The sequence below is a fragment of the Nonomuraea solani genome, assembly GCF_900108335.1.
Classification (GTDB): Bacteria; Actinomycetota; Actinomycetes; order Streptosporangiales; family Streptosporangiaceae; genus Nonomuraea; species Nonomuraea solani.
On the sequence record NZ_FNVT01000007.1, the window covers coordinates 360,527 to 377,909 of the forward strand.

General features: G+C 73.5%; 10 protein-coding genes. 4 read left to right on the plus strand and 6 right to left on the minus strand.

Annotated elements, in window-relative coordinates; genetic code table 11:
- The first annotated feature begins 97 nt into the window (after positions 1 to 97).
- From C4V41_RS26885 to C4V41_RS26900, 4 genes are all read left to right on the plus strand, one after another.
- Positions 98 to 931 (plus strand): hypothetical protein, encoded by an 834-nt coding sequence (locus C4V41_RS26885; RefSeq protein ID WP_146103796.1) that lies wholly within the window; start codon positions 98 to 100, stop codon positions 929 to 931.
- The gene (locus C4V41_RS26890; protein WP_235030399.1) at positions 928 to 1,914 is read left to right on the plus strand and encodes a hypothetical protein; all 987 of its coding nucleotides are present in this window, start codon (positions 928 to 930) and stop codon (positions 1,912 to 1,914) included. The genes C4V41_RS26885 and C4V41_RS26890 overlap by 4 nt, the downstream gene beginning before the upstream one ends.
- A gap of 68 nt (positions 1,915 to 1,982) precedes the next feature.
- Positions 1,983 to 3,200, plus strand: coding sequence for a YncE family protein (locus C4V41_RS26895; protein ID WP_103958707.1), 1,218 nt, complete (start codon positions 1,983 to 1,985; stop codon positions 3,198 to 3,200).
- Positions 3,197 to 3,541 carry a hypothetical protein gene (locus C4V41_RS26900; protein WP_103958708.1) on the plus strand — a complete coding sequence of 115 codons (345 nt, stop codon included), beginning with the start codon at positions 3,197 to 3,199 and terminating at the stop codon, positions 3,539 to 3,541. The genes C4V41_RS26895 and C4V41_RS26900 overlap by 4 nt, the downstream gene beginning before the upstream one ends.
- On the opposite strand, the gene C4V41_RS26905 is transcribed toward C4V41_RS26900, so the two are convergent.
- From C4V41_RS26905 to C4V41_RS26930, 6 genes are all read right to left on the minus strand, one after another.
- Entirely contained in the window at positions 3,481 to 4,521 is a 1,041-nt protein-coding gene (locus C4V41_RS26905) for an NAD-dependent epimerase/dehydratase family protein (protein ID WP_103958709.1), read from the minus strand. The two genes, C4V41_RS26900 and C4V41_RS26905, sit on opposite strands and share 61 nt — an antisense overlap.
- A 31-nt stretch (positions 4,522 to 4,552) precedes the next feature.
- Positions 4,553 to 6,628: a hypothetical protein gene (locus tag C4V41_RS26910; protein ID WP_146103797.1), complete on the minus strand. Its 2,076-nt coding sequence runs from the start codon at positions 6,626 to 6,628 to the stop codon at positions 4,553 to 4,555.
- Positions 6,629 to 6,669: 41 nt separating this feature from the next.
- Complete coding sequence (locus tag C4V41_RS26915) at positions 6,670 to 10,761, minus strand: papain-like cysteine protease family protein (RefSeq protein WP_146103798.1); 4,092 nt, start codon at positions 10,759 to 10,761, stop codon at positions 6,670 to 6,672.
- A gap of 14 nt (positions 10,762 to 10,775) precedes the next feature.
- Positions 10,776 to 11,099 carry a hypothetical protein gene (locus tag C4V41_RS26920; protein WP_103958712.1) on the minus strand — a complete coding sequence of 108 codons (324 nt, stop codon included), beginning with the start codon at positions 11,097 to 11,099 and terminating at the stop codon, positions 10,776 to 10,778.
- A 7-nt stretch (positions 11,100 to 11,106) separates the two neighbouring features.
- Positions 11,107 to 16,515 carry a hypothetical protein gene (locus C4V41_RS62020; protein WP_160150401.1) on the minus strand — a complete coding sequence of 1,803 codons (5,409 nt, stop codon included), beginning with the start codon at positions 16,513 to 16,515 and terminating at the stop codon, positions 11,107 to 11,109.
- 81 nt (positions 16,516 to 16,596) lie between these two features.
- Positions 16,597 to 17,361, minus strand: a complete 765-nt coding sequence (locus C4V41_RS26930; RefSeq protein ID WP_103958713.1) for an ABC transporter permease — start codon at positions 17,359 to 17,361, stop codon at positions 16,597 to 16,599.
- Positions 17,362 to 17,383 lie beyond the last annotated feature (22 nt).

Consider the following 17,383-nt stretch of genomic DNA (forward strand, 5'->3'; position numbering starts at 1 on the left):
GTCCCGGCGCGGGACACCGATCCTGAGGGCGAGTCAGGAATTTCGGCGACGCTTCTCGGGATGATCCATGACACCATCGCGGTCACGTTTGCTCATCATGGCGGGCGTCCTCACCCTCGTGGGGGCCTTCGGGGTCGTCTGGCTGGTCGGCGTGGCGACGGGCGGCGGCGACGGGCGGCTCACCGGCGCCCCAGGAGGTACGTCGGAGGACGTCCGGCCCGGCGCCACCGGAGAAGAGCCCGGCGAACAGGCCACGGACGGTGCGGAGCAGGGTTCGGACGGCGGCCAGGGCTCGGACGGCGAGCAGGGTTCGCGAGGTGGTCAGGGGCGGTCTGGGAGGTCTCCTGGGTCGTCGGGCAACGGCCGGCAGAGCGTCACCTGGAACGGCATCCATCTCGACGGCAGCGGCGGCGGGGGCTGCATGAAGGTCATCAACAAGACCTCCACCCCCGGGGTGATCGAGTCGGTGTCCTTCCTGGTCGAGTCGGGGCCGGGGAAGGCCACCGTCCGGTCCGGCGCCGGGCACTGTGAGCGCGACGGCGATCCGTCGTGCCAGGGCGTCATGCTGAGGCCCGGTACCCAGTGCATCGCGGGAGCCCAGGTCAGCGGTCCCGCCTCCGAGACGGCGTACGTGCTGAGGGCTCAGGTCCGGTACCGGTACGTGTGCGTCGACCCCGAGGACTCGCCCTGTGACGAGGTCGGCGACTGGAAAGGCCCGCCGCCGACGGCCGAAAGGCCGATCACGATCAGCGGCACCACCGACGACGTCCCCCCGATGAGCGTCTCCATCGAAGGGCCCTCCTCCCCCGACGAGGAGTCCCCGAGCCCGTCCCCGGACGACGCCGAGCAGCCCGACACGTCGGCCACGGACGAGGAGTCGAGCAACTCGGACGCTCCCGCCGAAAGCGCCGCCCCGGCGCCGGAGGAATGATGACGAGCAAGGCGGCCGCGGAGGAGACAGAGCCCGGCCCGGCGCCGGACCGGGCCGGCCCTGAGCAGACCGGCGCTGAGCAGACCGGCCCTGAGCAGACCGACGCGGGAGCGGCGGCTGATGGGCAGGAGCCGGTCTCGGTGCGGATGCGGCAGTTGGCCGAGGCCGCCGGGCCCACCACGCTGGCCACCGCGCTGCTGATCTACTTCGGTTACATCGCCACCCGCGCCCGCTTCGCGTATTTCGGTATCTCCATCGACATGACCGGCATGTCCAACCAGACCCTGCTCCTCCTCGGCCTGGAGGTCGTCTACGTCCCCGCCACCATCATGTGCCTGAGCGCCCTGCTGGCCATCGGCGCCCACACCCTGCTCACCCGCCAGATCGCCCGCCACCCCGGCGACACGGTCAACGCCTTCCTCGCCGCCGTCATCGGGCTCGTCGGCACCCTCCTGATCGCCCGCGCCCTGATCGGGATCTTCCTGGAGGGCACGGAAACCAGTGTGACGATCAACGTCACCCCTTTGGCGCTGGCGTTCGGCCCGGTCACCGTCGCGTACGCGATCCACCTCCAGGGCAGGAACCGTGGCCGCCCGCTGATCTCGAAGCGGCTGGCCAGGAACGGCGTCGTCAGCGTCCTCGGCCTGGCCCTGGCCGGTCTGCTCTGGTTCTCGACCACGGTCGCGTGGGCGTACGGCACCGGCAGGGGCGAAGACGACGTACGCGAGCTCCCCCACCGGCCCGAGGTCATCCTCGACCTCAAGGAGCCCCTGCAGGGCACCCCGTCGGGCATCGCCTACACCCCGCTCCCCAGCACCGCCAAGGACCCGGCCTTCGCGCACCGCTACCGCGGGTTCCGGCTGCTCCTGGCCGCCGGGGGCCGGCTGTTCCTGGTGGGTTCGGCCTGGACGCTCGGCCGGGACCAGACGATCGTGGTGCCGTACGACGGAAGCACCCGCGTCCAGCTCGTCCCGCAGCCGTGACGCCACGCTCTGGGCGGGCGCGCGGATCGTGCCTACGCTAGGCGGTATCGCCATCTACGGGGGTGGGAATGGGGCACTATCGGTACGCATTCCACATCGCACTCGACGGCAACGGGCTCAACGGGCTGGAGGGCAGGGCGGGGGTCTGCGCCTTCCTGTACGACCCGGACACCGAACGGTACGCGTACAAGATCAATTACTTCGACGGGGTGTCCGGCGGCCACGCCGTCAGCGTCAGCCCGAACCGGCAGCTCGGCTTCCTCGGCAACGTCGGCCAGCACCTGCTCTTCTACGACACGGCCACCCTCCGCGAGGAGGACCGCTTCTCCACGCTGCGGCTGGAGCCGGTCGACGCGGCCATCAAGAGCAGCACGCACATCGTCTGGCTGAACGAGCGCGAGGGCGTGAGCGCCATCGGCGAGAACCTGTGGCGTTTCGACGTGGACCGCCTGACCAAGGCCGAGTGCCTGGGCCGGCACGCGCTGAAGCTGCCGCACGCCATCAACCGCACGGCCTCGGGCCGCTACCTGGTGTACGGCGGCATGGACCACCCCACCAGGGGCGAGGCCCGCGAGGTCGGCATCTTCGACCTGGAGACCGGGCGGGCCCGCCGGGTGGAGTTACCGACGACCTGCTGGCACGTGGCCGCGCATCCGCGCGAGGACCGCTTCTACGCCCTGTCGTTCCGGGTACGCCCGCAGGAGGGCCACGACTGGCACGAGTGGGCGATGGCGTACTTCAAGGAGTACGTCTTCGAGATCGACGCCGAGTCCGGGCAGGTACGCCGGCACTGGGCCTCGGGCCTGGACACCCCGGCGCACGTCAACTCCGACGTCTGCGTGTCCGACCACGAGCTGATCTACTGCAACGGCGGCAGCGGGACCATCGTGATGATCGATCTGGAGAGCCTGTCGGCGTACCGGATCATCGACGAGCGGCCCTCGCTGGGCGAGCAGTTCCGGGCGGGACGGCAGGCGGTGCGCCAGGTGACCGACGCCTTCACGCGCGGCTCGCCCGCCCCGAGCGGCAAGCACTTCCTCGGCGCGCTGCGGGTGTCGCGCGGCACGCTGCTGGACTCGGTGTACGCCTGCCGCCTCTCCGGCGACCAGAGCCTGCTCTTCACCGCCAACCGGGGCCTGAACACGATCACGGTGTACGACTACCCGGCCAACACCGTACGGCTGCGCGTGCGGATGCCCGATCTGCAGAGGTACGACCCCGGCCTGCCCACCTGGGCCGACCCGCGGCTGGGATTCCACCACAGCACACTCCTGGAGGACGCATGACGACCACGAGCGACGACGTCTTCTCGCGCTACCTGAACGCCCAGCTCGACATGTGGCGCGTCGCCCTGGGCACCGCCGACGAGCTGCTGCGGGCGGGCGTGTCGATCCGTACGGGCGGCGCGGCGCTGGACTTCATCACCAAGGAGACGCCCGAGCAGGCCGCCAGAATGGCCTCGGCCGCCGTGGACTACACCGAGGCGCTGACGGCGCTGGGCAGGGACTTCAGCACCCGGCTCGTCGAGCACGTACGCCAGGCCGGGGGCGATACGACACGCGGGGATCAGGCCGGGGGCGGGACGACGCGCGGTGGTGGTGCCGGGAAGAGTTCGCGGGCCTCGTAGACCTCGGGGAGCGGCCGTAGCCAGGCGCGGACGGGTCTGGGCACGTGGTCGCTGGTGATCAGCCAGCTCAGTGCCCCGGCCAGGGCGCGCCTGACCGGCATCGGGGCGTACCCGAGTGCCGCCGCGCGCTCGTGCCCGTACCAGAAGCGGCGGCCGATGGTGGCCGCCTCGGCGCGGGTGGACAGGGCGGGGCCGCCGGTGAGCCGCGCGGCCAGCTCCAGCACCGAGGCGCCGACGTACGCGCTGGTGTGGGTGGCGGTCAGGCCGGGGCCGTGGGTTCCGCACAGTTCGGAGACCAGCTCGTGGATCCGCCGCCAGGTGAGGTTCTCGCCGCCCAGCAGGTAGCGCCGCCCCGGTACGCCGTGCTCGGCCAGCAGCAGGTGCCCGTCGCCGACGTCGCGGGCCGCGACGAGGTTGCCGCCGCCGGGGAACGTCGTGCGCAGCGGGTCGAGCAGATAGCGCACGAGCAGCGCGTTGCTGGGCACCAGCCGGTGATCGGGGCCGCCGATCACCACGGTCGGGCAGGCCACGACGACCTCCAGGGCCAGCTCCCCGGCCAGGCGCAGGGCGAGCGCCTCCTGTTCGGCCTTGGCGGCGAAGTAGGCGGGCATGCCGTCGAGCACGGGGTCGTCGTCCTCGCCGGCGCCGCAGGTCACCGAGGAGGAGGTCACGACCAGGCGGTTCACGCCGGCGTCGGCGGCGGCCAGCAGGACCGCCTCGGTGCCGGCGACGTTGACCTCGCGGGTGTCCTCGGCGTACGAGAACGCGCCGGCGCAGTGCACGACCACGTCACACCCCTCGAACGCGGCCCGCAACCGCGCCGGCCGCCCCAGGTCCGCGACGGCCAGCTCGGTCCCGGCCAGCTCCCGCGTCCGGCTGGTCGCCCGCACGACCGCCCGCACGTCGTGGCCCGCCCGCGCGAACGCCCGCACCACATGCCCGCCCACCAGCCCGGACGCCCCGGTAACCGCCGCCTTCACCCCAGCCCCGCCTCCCGCCCCGCCCCACCCCTCACCGCTGTCTTCCCCTTCCGAAGTCGCGGGTGATGGCCTCGCGGAGGCCGCGCAGGTAGTCGGCCACCGGCCGGGACACCGGCGAACCGCCGTCGCCGCGCAGCCGGGACAGCAGGTCCTCCGGCCGGTCGTCCGCCGAGAAGTGCTCGAACCCGTCGGCGTCCAGCTCCCCCACCGGCGCCCGCAGCCGCTCCCGCGCGCTCTCCGCGGACACCGAGGCGAGGTCGAGCAGCAGTGAGAGCCGTTCGGTCGGCCGGCCCACCGGTTCGGAGCGCCGGCCGATGCGGAAGTCCCTGTCCTCGTACCGGGCCTCGAAGTTGTCCATGGTGGCCGCGAAGAACTGCCGGTACGCGTCCGCGACCAGGGCCGCCTTCAGCTCGGGCCACGCGTCCAGATCGACGACCTGCCAGAACAGCGGCAGGGTGAACCGCTGCCTGACCCGTACGGTGATGGTGGTGCGCCGCCCGCCGTCGGCCGCCGCGAAGGTGACCGACCCGTCGTCGAACAGGGCCGACCCGTTCGGGCTGCGCACCGTCCGCCAGGAGATCTTCCGCCGGCCGGGCTCGTACCGGATGCTCTCCAGCTTGCACACGTCGATGACGTCCCCGCCGAACATCGCCAGATAGTTCGGCTGCGGCAGATACAGGTTGCGCTCGGCCTGCCACACCACCCGCCCGTCCTCATCGGTCGCGACGGGCACGACACAGCCGCCAAGATAGTCGTTCATGTACGAGATCGCCCGGCTGATGTCCACCCGGGCGGCGAAGTCCGCGTACGGCGCCGCCACGGTCCGCTCGCACCCGAACACCGTCGAGCCGTCCAGCAGGCCGAGCCGCATGCCGTGCTCGTCGGCGGGCAGCGCGTCGATCAGGCTCTCCACGGGTTCCAGCAGCGTGGCGACGGCCTCGTAGTCGGCCGCGGCGTAGTCGCCGAGCCGCAGCCCAAGTGACGTCCGCCGCCGCGCGACCCGTTCCTTGGCGAACATCACCTGCCAGCTCCGTACCGCCGCCTCGGCCGTGCCCAGGGCCTGCAGCGACCAGCAGAGCGCGGCCAGCGCCAGCGGGTTGCGCTCTCCCGCGCGGAGGGCGCCGCCGACCACGTCGCCGATCCTGACCAGCACCCGGTCGGCGTCCCGCGGCGCCTCGGCGGCGGCCAGGATGGTCCGGCGTAAGGCCCCCTCGTCGGCGAGCCTGCCCATGGCGTCCAGCAGCGGGCGGGGCGGGTTGCGCCAGCCGGCGAAGGGCGTGAGGTCGCCGTCGATCCGGTACGCGGCGGGCAGGCCGGGGTCGGCCAGCGCCCGGGCGACCAGCGGCGAGGTGGCCGGGTCGACGCCCATGAGGCAGGCGCCCACCACGTCGGCCAGCACCCCGTCGGCGCAGGCGACGACGGTGCCGGTGGCCAGCGGCACGGGCACGAAGGTCCCGGCCGGGCCGTGGCTGCTCTCGACCGCGTCGATGAGGTGGAAGTCGGCCAGCGCCAGCAGTTCGGCCGCCGCCTCGGCCCGGTCGGCGGGCGGTTCGGGCAGCAGGTCGCAGAGGGCGGCCAGGCACAGCGTGTACCCCTGCTCGGGATGCGTGGCGCAGCCGGCCACGCTGATCCGGAAGCCCGCCTCCACCCAGCCGCGCGCCAGCGACACCCCGTGCAGCCCGCACTCGGCCGCGAACCCCCCGGACACCAGGTCCGCACCTAAGTCGATCACCCCAAGGCCGCCCAAAGGGCCCTCCGAAGAGCCGGCCGAAGGGGCGTCCGAAGAATCGCCCAAAAGCCCGTCCGCATGACCGCCCGCACGGCCGCCCACATGACCGCCCGCAGGGCCACCCGAAGGCCCGCCCGTATGGCGGCCCGCGTGCCCGGAGCGGCCGGTGACCGCGACCGAGGTGTACCCGTGCGCGTACAGCAATCCGACCAGGCTCTCCACCACGGCGGGCGCGACGCCGCGGCCGGCCGCGATGGCGACCGTGAGCGCGGTATCCGCCGGGAGCGCCGCCCACAGGCCCGCTCCGGCCACCGCCCGTTCCACGAGCCGTCCGGCGTCGCCCCCGTCCCGGGCGACGGCCGCGACAACAACCGTCATGCCGTGATTTTGACCCCCACGCCCCTCCGAGACCAGAGCCATCACCAGTGGAAGATTCCGAGCCCGAGCCGCACCACGTCCTGTGCCTCCATCGACCGGGCGAAGTTCGTGTACGTCTCCTCCCTGGCCGCCCCCAGAGCGGGATCGACGAGAGTGACCCGGGTGCCTTCGGCCGTGCCGTCCCCGCGGATGCCGGTGACGATCATGGCGTGCGACAGCCGATCATCGGAGAAGCCGACGTCGCCGATCACCCACAGCGGCCCGTGCGCCTCCAGCAGCAGGAAGATGCCCTTGGGCAGGTAGCTCTGCGGATTCTCGCGGCGCAGCCCCAGGGCCGCGGTGAAGGCGGCCACCTCGGCGGCCTCCAGCCCGGTCCCGGCCCGCTGCTTGGCCAGCCACTCGGGCGCCGCCCGCTCGGCCGCGCCCGCCTCGCTGATCGAGATCCGGTCGCGCCAGCCCAGCATCATCGCCCCGACCGCCGCCCAGCAGTTCAGCGGCTTGCTCTGCTTCAGCGGCGCGACCGGCGGGACGACGGTGAAGTCCATCTTCCCGTCGGCCCGCGCGCCGGTGCGGACGTCGACCTCGCCGCTCGACCGGGTGATCTTGACGTGACTGTCGGGGCTGCCGGCGGCGCGGTCCAGCAGCTTCTGGACCGACGGGTTGTCCACCGGCCGGCCACCGGCGGGCGCCTGCCCGGCGGCCCCGCCCAGCGCGGCCGACGCCAGCTCGCTCGCCTGCTCCTCGGTGATCAGCCCGCTCTTGCGCGCCTGCTTGATGCGCTCCAGGTTGCGTTCGCTCTCGCCGGCCTGGAACCGCTGCTGGGCCAGCCCGGCGGCCTGGGAGCCGAACTCCTTGGCGGCGCTCATGGTGCTCTTGAACGCCTCGGCCACGTTGGCCTGCGTCAGGTCGATCCCGGTGAGGTCCCTGAACAGGTTGGGCGTGCCGATGAGGCTGAGCGCCGCCGCCAGCCCGGTCGGGTCAGGGGCGCGCGGGGCCGTCTGCATGCGCACGATCGGGGCCGGGAAGTCGTCGGCCGTGACGCCGGCCGGCGTGGTGCGGCGGGTGAGCGTGGACAGCGGCAGGATGTCGGCGGGCTCGCCCGGAATGGGCGCCTCCTCCCACCGCCAGAACCGGGTGTCGTCGATGACCTCGCACGAGTTGCACGCGCCGGGCATCGCCTCGGCGAACACCCCGGGCGTGGGCACGCTGATCCGCGCCGGCGGGGTGGGCGGGGTCGCGTACGCGTCCAGCAGGCTCGTCCCGTTGGCCTGGTAGCCGGGGTCGAGGTGGAGCCCGGGCGCGACGGGCATCACCAGGCAGTTGCCGACGATGGTGATGAGCCGGTTCTCGACCGCGCCGGCCACGCTGCGGCCGGTGTTCGGCGCGAGGTAGCCGTCGAGGAGCAGGTGGCGGCGGCCCGGGTCCATGTTCCACCAGATGGCGTGGTGGTAGTGCTCGACGTGGTCGTTGAGGTGGCCGAGCAGCGCGGCCGCGCGGCGGACGTCCTCCTCGCGCGGGTTGCGCCGTTCCCAGGCGTCCAGCGGCGTGGGGATGAGGACGTCGTCGGTGTTCGACAGGTCGTTGTCCAGCCGCCAGTCGCCGAACAGCGGCCGGGTGGCGTAGGCGGTCCTGTACGTCATCGCGGCCGTCGTGGCCAGCACCCTGGCCAGCCCTGGCAGGGCCGCGCCGAACGTGAACCGCACGCCGCTCACCGCCGCGCGGGCCAGGCCGGGGGGCGCCTGGTCGAGGCGGAGCGTGACCAGCAGCGGCCGGTCCTGCGCGAACGGCGTGACCAGCGTGGGGTCGATGGTGACCGGCGCGGGCGGCGACCCGTCGGCCTTGACCAGTTCGAGCGTCAGGGTGCCGGCGATCCTGCGGGCCACGCGCGGCGCGATGCGGGTGTTCCAGATCCGGTCCCGGTCGACGCGCCGGGCGACGCCCAGGTAGGTGCGCCAGACGTGCTCGGCCAGCTTGTTCGGCGGCACGCCCGGCGTCTGGGGCAGGAACGGGACGTACGCCTCCCAGTCGGTCCCGTCGAACCCGTCGTCGGCGGCGTCGCGCGGCCGCAGCAGGGTGAAGGCCAGCCACAGTTCGCCGTCGAGGTCGGTGATCGGCTGGTCGGCGTTCCTGCCCACCGGGACGCCGGCGTTCTCCCAGCCGGTGACGACGCGTTCCAGCGCGGCGAAGGAGCCGGCCAGGTCGGCGCGGCGCAGGGAGCCCTCCAGGACCCGCCGGTGGCGCAGCGCCTTCTCCGGGGTGAACGGCGTGATCTCCAGCGGGACGAACAGGCACTCCTGGACGTCGGCGACCTCGTTGGTGACCTGGAAGTGGCGCAGCACCTCGAAGTACTCGACGGTGACGGCGTGGCAGTGGTTGTGGTTGGCGAGCACCTCGGTCTGGGCGCGTACGGACTCGCCCACGCGCGCCCCCTGCACGACCGTGGCGCGCTGGCTGCGGACGGCGCTGGCCGCCTGCAGGGTGCGGTCGCGCATGTTGCTCAGCGAGGTGGCCGCGACCGAGCGGGCCGAGGACTGCCAGGCCGAGGCCGAACTGGAGGCGTACCCGCCGCCGACGCCGAAGACGACGGCGCCGATGAAGCCGGCCACTCCGCCGCCGACCGCGCCGACGTTCGACTCCGAGTGGCCGCGCGTGTTCTCGCGCAGCGCGGTGTCGAGGACCTGGGAGATGTCCCGGTCATGGACGAGCTGCGCGCCGAGCCGCTCGCTCTCCCTGCGCTCGGCGCTCCTGGAGGCGACCTCCTCGCGCCGCCAGTCCACGATCGCCACCCGCTTGCGCTGGCCGGGGGCCAGCGGCAGCGAGTACAGCAGGTCGCCGAGCGAGTAGCCGTCGGCTCGCCACACCTGCTTGAGCGTCAGCAGGTGGCCGTGGGCGATGGTGGTGGCCTGGTACGTGGTGGGCGTCTCGTCCCAGTCGATCTCATGGTCGGCGTCCAGCGTGACGCGGCCGGGGTGCGGTCTGGCCAGCGGCAGCACGGCCTGGCCGATCTGCTTCCTGAGCGTCAGGTGCTCGGCGCGGATCAGGTCGAGGGAGCGGAGCTGGTCGGGGCGGCGGGCCACCGCGCTCAGGATGGCCGGATCGAGCCGCAGGTCGGGGCCACTGTCGTCGGTCAGCCGGGCCGACATCAGCTCGGTCGCCTGCGCGGTGACCGGCTGATCGGCGGCGAGCCGCGGCGTCCCCCCAGAGAGCCGCTCCCGCTCGACGACCACCCGCTCCCGCTCCGTGCCCAGCCGCTCCCGCTCGACGACCAGCGTGGCCACGTACGCGGCCAGCGGCTGCGACAGCTCCACCGCCTCCGGCGCGGTGACGCCCTTGACCTCCGGCTCGCTGGTCCGTACGACGGCGTGGAACGTGGCCTCCTCGACCGTGCGGTTGGGCACGGTGACGTCCCCGCAGCCGCCCAGGTCGGCCGCGTAGCTGGCCGGGTTGGCGGCCAGGTCGAGGGCGTCCGGCACGCGCGGCGGCGCCGGCAGGCACTCACAGTCGTCCGGCGACTCGGCCGCGATCGGCACCGGCAGCTCGGCCAGCACGAGAAGGATCCGGTCCGGCAGCCGCCCGGCCGCCAGCGGGATCGACGTCTGGACGCCGCCCTGCACGACGCCGTAGGCGCCGTCCAGCTCGTCCACCGGCCACAGGTCGGAGAAGTAGCCGTCCGTCGCGGTGCGGGTGACCGACAGCGGGTACGCGTCCCCGCCGCCCCTCGGCGTCCCCCACAGCACCACCAGCAGGTCGGCCGGCGCCCCGGTGCCGAGCGTGTCGAGCACCCTGCCGGTGTAGCGGAGCCGGCGGCCGAGCGTGGGGTCGGGCGACTCCTCGATGGGCACGGGCGGGGCGGGCAGCACATCGAGCCGTACCGGCTGGGACACCTCATTGGCGCTCAGCTTGGTGCGGCCCGCCACGAACCCGCTGGGCGTCGAGGCGGTGACCGCCACCGGCTCGCGCCACCCGTCGGGCAGGGCCAGGCTGAACGCGCCGTCGGGCGCGACACCGGCCGAGCGGTGGGCGGGGATGACGACCGGCTCCTGCCCGGTGGCCTCCTCGAAGTCGGCGCTCAGCCGCCAGCCGGTGAAATCGGCCGGCCCCGGCGCGATCAGGTGCCCCGTCAGCGCTGCCATCGCCACCACTCCCCCTATGCGACCGGGCCCTCGTCGCCCAGCTCGATCGGATCGTGCAACGGGCCCTGGTAGGTCACGCCCGTCTCGCCCAGCCGCCTGCCGTAGCCCACGGACAGCCGGTCGCCCTTGGCGGGTTCGGCCCGCAGGAACCCGGCGAACCCGGCGCCCTCCGTGCCCAGGGTGATGCCCTCGACCGGCTGGCCGCCGACCGCGGCGCTCAGGCCCCTGGTGGTCGCGCGGAAGCCGGAGCCGGACACGAGCAGGCGTACCTTCCACTGCGGGTGCATGCCCTGCGGGATCTTCATGAACAGCGCCGAAGCGGCGACCAGAGGTTCCATGACGTCCTCACCTCCTGCTGACCCGGAGGTCGTCCACGAACACGTGCTGGGCCGTGCGGGCGACGGATTCCACGATCACCTTGCGCACCTTCTTCAGGTCGACGCCGGTGAAGGAGCCGAGCGCGATGCTCGCGGTCTCCAGGCGCAGCACGGTGACCGCCTTCTTGCCGGCCCCCTCGTCCACCTCGTGGAAGGCGGGCCGGCCGGGCACCGAGCGCGGCCGGAAGCCGGTCCTGGTGACCGACGCGGACTTGCCCGCGTCGTCCACGAGCGAGACCTTCAGGTCGGGCAGCGGGCTCGACGCGATCGACGCCTTGGTGGTCAGGTCGAAGTTGCCGGTCATGGCCAGCGTCAGGTCGGTGAACGCGCTCAGGTCGCGCGGCGCGGCGAAGCCCAGCTCCAGGCACTTGCTCGCGCCGCCGGTCACGTCGCCGTGCAGGACGCGGGTCTGGTGGCCGACGCGCGGGGCGAGGCTGGTGCCGATGGTGATGTCCCCGAACGCCTTCACCTCCGCCGCGGTGCCGACGGTCCTGGTGGCGCCCGCCGGGGCGGCGGTGGCCTCGAAGTCGTCGAGCAGGGAGACCTGCGTGCCGAAGGCCCACTGGATCGAGGCCGGCACGCCCCTGCCGTTGGCCTGCGTGCCGTCGAACAGCGGGCGGAACTGGGTGCGGCCGGCCAGTTGCCAGGCGAACAGGCCGCCGACGTACTCGCCGGCGAGCATGCGGTGCTCGCCGGCGTCGCGCACCGCCTCGCCCGCGACGCGGAAGGGGTCGTTGACCGGCCACGTCGTGTTGAACCTGTTGTGGTTGCAGCCGTCCAGGAAGATCATCGCCTTCTGGCAGCGGGCCCGGTCGTAGTGGCGGAAGCCGGTGCCGATGGCGTCGGTGACGCCGTTCAGGGTGTGCGCGTCGCCGTCCTGGGCGCCGTACAGGACCAGGTAGAAGCCGAGGTCGGCGGCGGCGAGGTCCTGCCGGCCGATCTCGCCGGCGGCGGCGAGGCGGGCGGTGCCGGTGATGTCGGTCGGCGCGAGCGAGCAGGCCGCGACGATCTTGTACGGCGTCCCGGCCGTGGCCCGGTTCTTCTTGACCGCGCGGACCACGGCGTCACCGCCGCGCGAGTGGCCGAACAGGCCCACCCGGTCGAAGTCCAGCCGGCCGTGGAAGCGGTGCGTGGCGTCGCCGTCGAGCCTGCGCAGCGCGTGCAGCGCCTCGATCGCCAGGTCCGCCCGCGTCTCCACCCAGGAGTCGAACGTGTTGGCGTAGTTGCAGTCCACCGAGACCGACACGATGCCCAGCCGGGCCAGAACGTCCTGGAGGTAGGCGAACCCCTCGTGGCTGGCCGCCTGGTTGACGTGGTCGGCGTCGAAGACGTCGACGCCGCTGACGGTCGCGGTCGGCGTGCTCTTCCACACGACCGACCAGGCCGCGCTCTGGCCGTGCAGCAGCACGACGACGGGCAGCCGCCCGGTGCCGGCCACCGCGCCGGTGGAGTCGGTGGGCCAGGTGATCCGCAGCCGCATCTGGGCCAGGAACGAGGTGGGCGCCGCGGGGTCGGGGATGAGCAGGCCGGCGTCGAAGAACGCCTTGCCGTAGCGGCCCACCTTGCCGGTCCCCAGCGACTGCAGCCGCCCCTTCACCCCGGTGATCGAACGCTCGGGCGGATCGGAGGTGAATCTGACCGGCGTGCCGGCCCGGCGGTCGTCGAGCTGGATCGGCACGGCCACGAACTCGGCCCGCGAGTCGCTGCGCGGCAGCAGCGCGCCCCCGGCGCCCACCACGCCCTCGAACGTGGCCTCCACCGTCTCCTCGGGCGTACGGACCGCGACCTGTGCCTGGCCGGCCTGGGCGGCCGCGTCGATGACCTTCTTCACCGCCGGGTCGTCGGCCGGCGGCCGGTCGGCCTGCTGCGGGCGCCCGACCATGGCGCGCAGCGCTGAGACGGCCAGGTTCTGCGCCTCTGCCGGGTTGAGCAGCCCGTCGGCGCGGGCCTGCTCGATCTGCGCCAGCGTGCGGTCCACGGTGCGGCCGAGGTTGTGCTGTTTGGCCAGGTCGGCGGCCTGCTTGCCGAAGAACTGCGCGGTGTCGAGCGCGCCCTTGAACGCGGCGAGCGCGTTCTTCTGCGTCTCGCTGAGGCCGGTGATGTCCTTGAACAGGTTGTTCTGGGCCAGCACCTTCAGCGCCTCCTGCAGCCCGAGCGGGTCGGGCAGCTCCGGCGCGTTCTGGATCGCGACCAGCGGCTGGGGCAGCGGGGTCGGCGTCAGCGCCGTCTGCGGCTCGGCGCGGCTGGCGGTGGACAGCGGCTCGATGGCGGTCAGGGTCTCCGGCAGCGGCGACTCGTCCCAGCGCCAGAAGCGGGTGTCGTCCGGCACCTCGCAGGAGTTGCAGCTCCCGGCCACGACCTCGGCGAACACGCCGCGGGTGGGCACGCTGACGCGCAGCGGCGGGGGCGCGTCGGCGGCGTAGGCGTTCTGGAGGCTGACCCGCTCGTCGTCGCGGACGAGCGTCGGGTCGAGGTGGATGCCCGGCGCGACCGGCATGATGAGGCAGTTGCCGGAGATCCCGATCAGCCGGTTCTCCACCACGCCGGCCACGCTGCGGCCGCCCGCGTTGGGGGCGATGACGCCGTCGAGCAGCAGGTAGCGGCGGGCGGCGCTCATGTCGGCCCAGATCGCCTGGTGGTACCACTCGATCTGCTCGTTGAGGTGGGCGACCAGCCGTTCGGCGAGCTTGCGGTCCTCGTCGCGCGGGTCGCGCAGCTCAAGGCGCGACAACGGCGTGGAGACGACCGCGCGGTCGGCGCCGCCGAGGTCGTTGAGCAGCCGCGGCTGGTCGAACAGCAGGTGCCGCAGGTGCGGGGTACGGTAGCGGGCGCGACCGCTGTGCACGATCACCTGAGCGTCCGGCGGGAGGTCGGCGTCCGGGGCGGCGATCATGAAGCGGGCGATCTCCTCACGCGGGATGGGCGGCAGCGGGCCGGCCGGGCGCAGGCTGACGTACAGCGGGACACCCTCCGCGTAGCGGGAGACGAGGGTCGCGTCCAGCGGGATCGGCACCTCGCTGCCGGAGCGGGTCACGTACGCGAACCGCAGCCGCTGGACCAGCCGCTCGGCGAGCCCCGGCGCGATCTCGGTGCGGAAGACGCGGTCGCGCTCGGCCTGGGCGCGGGCGTTGAGCCTGGCCGTCCACAGTTCGAGCGCGTCGACGTTCAGGAACGGGCGCAGCCAGCGCCAGTTCTCAAGCTGGAAGCCGCCGTCGTCGGCGTCGCGCGGGCGCGGCAGGACGAACGAGACCCGCAGCTCGCCCATCAGATCCTCGGGGGCCTCCTCGGAGAAGCGGTTCGGGGGCAGGTTGTGGCCCTGCCAGTCGTCCAGGACCCGCTCCACGGCGTCGAACGCGTCCCGCAGCGTACGGTCGCGCAGGTGGCGCCGCAGCGGCTCGCGCCAGCGCCTGGCCTTGTCGGGGTCGAACAGGGTGATGGGCAGTGGCACGAACAGGCATTCGCGCACGTCGGCGAGCTCGTGGTCCACCAGGAAGTGCCGCAGCACCTCGAAGTGCTGGATGGTGACGGCGTGGCAGTGGTTGAAGTTGGCCACGATCTCCGTCTCGGCGCGGACGCTCTCGCCCTGCGCCACGGTCTGGATGACGGTGGAGCGCTGGTCGCGTACGGCCGAGGCCCGCTGGGTGGTCCGGTCGCGCAGCGCCTGCAGGCTGTTGGCGCTGAGCGTGCGCGAGGAGTTCTGCCAGGCGTCGGCGTCGGCGCCGCCCGCGCCGCCGGCCACGCCGCCGAAGATGCCCCAGCCGTTGCCGATGAACCCGCCGCCGATGCCGCCCGCCACGCCCCACTGCGAGGCCCGCGACCCGCCGGCCGACTCCTCGGCCAGGCGCGAGCCGGCGATCTCGGTGATGTCGCGGTCGCGGCCGAGCATGGCTTCGAGCTGCTCCTCGAACTCCAGCACCTCGTCGCGGCGGCTCTCCTCGCGGCGCTCCCAGTCGAGCACGGCCATCCGCCGCTGCTGGCCGGGAGCCAGGGGTACGGAGTGCAGCAGGTCGCCCAGGGAGTAGCCGTCGGCCCGCCACACCTGGCGGAAGCCGAGCAGGTGACCGTGGGCGACGGAGGTCGCCTGGTAGAGGGTCGGGGTGTCGTCCCAGTCCACGGGGGTGGTGGCGTCAAGCGGGACGCGGGCGGGCGCGGCCCGGCGGGCCACGTCCACGACGTCCACGACGTGCCGGAGCTCCTTGTTGAGCACGGCCAGCTCGACGGCGCCCACGGTGAGGGCGGCGGGGCGGCGCAGCAGGTCGCGCACGGTGGCGGCGTCCACCATCGGCGCGATCCCGCTCCCGCCCCGGCTCCACGCCCCACCGTTCCCACCGGCACGCCGGCCACCATTCCCGCTGGCACGCTCCTCATCGGACCCGGCGCCGCGCTCGCCGCCGGTGTCTCCGTCCCCGTCACCGTCCCCGTCCCCGTCCCCGTCGCCGTTCGGTTCGCCCGGGGGCAGGGCCAGGTCCACGCGGGCGGCGCCCGCGACCCGGGCCAGGTCGGCCAGCACGTTTCTGGGCACGGCCCGGCGCTCGCCCAGCGTGGTGCCCTTGATCTGCGGTTCCGTGGTGCGGACGACGAGGTGGTAGGCGAACTCCTCCACCACCCGGTTGGGCGTGGTGAGGCCCTGGCAGGTGCCGCCGAGGTCCTGGGAGAAGCCCACCGGGTTGCCGGCCACGTCGTCGGGCGCCGCGCCGAGCGGCGGGGCGACCTCGCACTCGCAGGAGCCGTCGGCCAGCGTCTCGTCCGCGAGCCGGCTCACCAGGATGATCCTGGCGGGCAGCCGCTCGGCCTCCAGCCGGATGGGCAGGGCGGCGCCGCCCGCGATCATGGCCTGCGCCCGCTCCAGGACGTCGGGCGCCCAGTCCGCGCCGAAGTAGCCGCTCGGCTGCGTCTCGGCCACCACCAGCGGCACCAGCGCGTCCGTCCCCTTGAGCACGCCGGAGATCAGGATCGGCAGCCCGGCCGGCACCGTACGCCCCAGCTCGTCGAACACCCGGCCGGACAGCCGGAGCCGACGCCCGAGCGCGGGCACGCCGCTGGGCCGGATGTCGCGCGGCGGCATCGGCACGGCGTCGAGCAGGATCTCGTCCTCCAGCTCCTTGACCGTGAGATCCCGGGCCGCCAGGGACGCGCCGTCCGGCCCGGTCACCGAGACGCGCACCGGCGGCACCACGTCGGCCAGAACCGCGATCCGCAGCTCGAAGGCTCCGTCTGCGGCCAGGGCCGCGCCGGCGGTGCGGGGCACGGTCACCTTCTCCGGCGGCTGCCCCGGACCTCGGTCCACGGAAACGGTCTCGCCATAGGACAGCTCGACCCGGTGACCGCTCCAGTCCGCTTCCCCTGCCGCGCGTACGTGCCCATGGACAGCGTGCATGTCCGCCCCCATCCCCACGAGACAAACCGTTCCTACCACCGCCCATCTCACCGATACAGCCACACATGTCTGACCCCTCGCTCAGGCGTCGCGGGCCCTGAGCAGCAGCCCGCCGCCCAGGAGGGCCGCCGCCGCCCAGGCGGCCGCCACGCCCAGTCCGGCCCACGGGTCGAGGGGCAGCGCGGCGAGGCCGGTGGTGGCCTGGACGGTGAGGCCGGCGTTCATCGGGGAGAGCCGCCAGAGCAGGAGCTGCCAGTCCGCGTCGGGGATCATGAGGATGAGGGCGGGGAAGAGGAAGAGCAGGCCGAGCACGCTTCCCGCGGCGGCGGCGGAATCCCGTACGGCGATGGCGACACCCAGGCTGAGCAGCGCGATCACCGTCAGATAGAGCACCGAGCCGACGGCGGCGCGCAGCACGGGACCGTCGGCGAGGTCGAGTGAGCCGGCCGGGAAGCCGTTGCCGAGCAGGATGCCGCGCGCGGCCAGGGCGGAGCCGAGCACGGCCACGCTCCCGGCGGCCAGGGTCAGCGCGGCGAGCAGGATCGCCTTGGCGGCCAGGACGGCGGCCCGGCGGGGCATGGCGGTGAAGGTGGTGCGGATCATGCCGGTGCCGTATTCGCCGCCGACCGCCAGCACGGCCATGACGACGACGGCCGCCTGGCCCACCTGGACGCCGAAGAACCCGATCCTGGCCGGGTCGTAACCGCAGGCCGCCGGGCCGCAGGACACGAGGGCGGCCGCCGCGGCACTGCCGGCGACGGTCAGCACGACGATCGTGAGCAGCAGCCCGGCGGTGCCGGGCAGGGTCCGGAGCTTCGTCCACTCGGCGTGCAGCAGCTCTCTCATGCGGTCCTCCCGCAATGGCACA

Bases quoted from the DNA above. Each gene is read 5' to 3' on its own strand.
- C4V41_RS26885 (WP_146103796.1), top strand. From the start codon at position 98: ATGGCGGGCGTCCTCACCCTCGTGGGGGCCTTCGGGGTCGTCTGGCTG.
- C4V41_RS26890 (WP_235030399.1), top strand. From the start codon at position 928: ATGATGACGAGCAAGGCGGCCGCGGAGGAGACAGAGCCCGGCCCGGCG.
- C4V41_RS26895 (WP_103958707.1), top strand. From the start codon at position 1,983: ATGGGGCACTATCGGTACGCATTCCACATCGCACTCGACGGCAACGGG.
- C4V41_RS26900 (WP_103958708.1), top strand. From the start codon at position 3,197: ATGACGACCACGAGCGACGACGTCTTCTCGCGCTACCTGAACGCCCAG.
- C4V41_RS26910 (WP_146103797.1), bottom strand. From the start codon at position 6,628: ATGACGGTTGTTGTCGCGGCCGTCGCCCGGGACGGGGGCGACGCCGGA.
- C4V41_RS26915 (WP_146103798.1), bottom strand. From the start codon at position 10,761: ATGGCAGCGCTGACGGGGCACCTGATCGCGCCGGGGCCGGCCGATTTC.
- C4V41_RS26920 (WP_103958712.1), bottom strand. From the start codon at position 11,099: ATGGAACCTCTGGTCGCCGCTTCGGCGCTGTTCATGAAGATCCCGCAG.
- C4V41_RS62020 (WP_160150401.1), bottom strand. From the start codon at position 16,515: ATGCACGCTGTCCATGGGCACGTACGCGCGGCAGGGGAAGCGGACTGG.
- C4V41_RS26930 (WP_103958713.1), bottom strand. From the start codon at position 17,361: ATGAGAGAGCTGCTGCACGCCGAGTGGACGAAGCTCCGGACCCTGCCC.